The following is a 1308-nucleotide window of genomic DNA, read 5'->3' on the forward strand; positions in this document are numbered from 1 at the left end:
TGCGTCGTCGCTGACGTTGATACGACACGGTAGCTACGCCCAGCCTGTTCCAGCGCCTTGAACACCATTCCGCGCCATGGGCATTCGCTGTATTCGGCAGGTCGCCACGGGCAACCCACAGGTGAGGTCGACAGTGGCAAAGGATCGCGGAGATGCTGGCGGTGCGTATTTGACGTGATCCATTTCGTCGGGCTGCGCCAAATCTCGACCGCAGGCCATTGCCGAGGCTCGAGTCCCGCGCGCAACAGGACAAGGTCGAGTTCTCCCGCCTTCAGGTTCAAGGCAAGCTGGCAGGATGCGCCGATCTCGACCTCGACCTCCACCGCCGGCGCCACGTGGGCGAAGCGAGCCAGAACCTTCGACAGATGCTGTTCGGAAAGTTCCGCAGCGACGCCCAATCTTATCGTGCCGTGCACCGGGGCGGCACGCATCGATCGCATGACGTCGTCATTGAGAGCCAGGAGCTCTCGCGCGCGCTCAAGCAGATATCTCCCCTGCTGGTTCAGTTCGACGCTCCCGCCCTTGCCGCGAACGATCACGATCTGACCAAGGACCCCTTCGAGCCGTTGCATCTGTAGTGAAACTGCCGACTGCGTCCGTCCGACCCTGTCGGCTGCGCGGGTAAAGCTCCCTTCCTCCGCGATGGCGATGAAGCTCCGCAGCAGATCGAGGTCCAATCCCGTGGGGATGCCCATGGGAATGAGAATCGCTCATGAGCCCGATTTATGCAACTCGTTTCCAGCGACCGAGCAGACCGAGCATCCTTCAATCACCAAGGAGGAAACTCAAATGCACACCGATCAAGTCGCTCCGATCACCGCCACCTGGCGCCCGCTCGAAATCTTCTCAGGACTCTGGAGGCGAGTAGGCAAAAGTGTTCGCGAAACCATGGACGCCGCTCGCTCCGAACAGGTGATGTCAAACCCTCCGGCGTATCTTGGCTACGACACAGGAGAACTCGACTATCGCCCGCCTCATCCAGCGTCTCTCGATCAGGTCCTGAGAGACCGGCGGACCTCACTTGAGTGGATGTGGCTGCGGCACGGCCTCTAANGTGCCCGGTGCACCCATCAGGACCCCGGTAGCCTCGCTCGAAACCCACCTACGAAACGCAGCGATACGCGGATCCGTCCAGCGATCTCTTCTGCCACACAAGTGATATGCCTCGGTGTCGTCAAAGATCTGCATATCCTTGAACGGCAGCACCAGTTCTCCCTTGGCAATCTCGTCGTGAAGCACAGAGAGGTCTCCGATCGCGACGCCCTGGCCCATGGCCGCGGCACGATAGGCCATATCGGCACTGGGAAA

General features: G+C 60.7%; 2 protein-coding genes. Both read right to left on the reverse strand.

Annotated elements, in window-relative coordinates; all coding sequences use genetic code 11:
* On the reverse strand, window positions 1-695 hold a 695-nt coding region (locus tag X742_RS1000000174620; RefSeq protein ID WP_023775619.1), incomplete at its 3' end, for a LysR family transcriptional regulator.
* 322 nt (window positions 696-1017) lie between these two features.
* A partial coding sequence (locus tag X742_RS0139485) for a LysR substrate-binding domain-containing protein (RefSeq protein WP_245275666.1) occupies window positions 1018-1308 on the reverse strand: 291 nt, incomplete at its 5' end.

Source organism: Mesorhizobium sp. LNHC229A00, from assembly GCF_000502415.1.
GTDB lineage: Bacteria > Pseudomonadota > Alphaproteobacteria > Rhizobiales > Rhizobiaceae > Mesorhizobium.